The 273-nt window shown below is 57.1% G+C and carries 1 pseudogene; it reads right to left on the reverse strand.

From position 1 onward, the window contains the following. Nucleotides 1–217, reverse strand: a pseudogene (locus ACW5W8_RS24070) (hypothetical protein); the annotation flags it as partial. Nucleotides 218–273 lie beyond the last annotated feature (56 nt).

Below are 273 nucleotides of genomic sequence, written 5' to 3' on the forward strand. Positions count from 1 at the left end.
GGCAACCCCCGGCCGTCTTGGTCTTGGAGGCCGTCAGGGCAGCGTCGGCCGCCTCAGCCCAGGTGATACCGGTACGGCGGCTCTTCTCGGCAATCTTGAGCGGGCTCTCGTCGGCAATCCAGATCCGTTGGTACGGCAGCAACACCTCGTCGGAGTTGTATTCGGTACCCAGGGTCTGGGCTAATGAGGTATCCTGATTTTCACAGACAGTCCCGATTGTTACGATGAGACAATCGGGGGTATTGAATGAAATCGAGAGAACACTATTCACCA

This window comes from Aeromonas aquatilis (assembly GCF_054052405.1).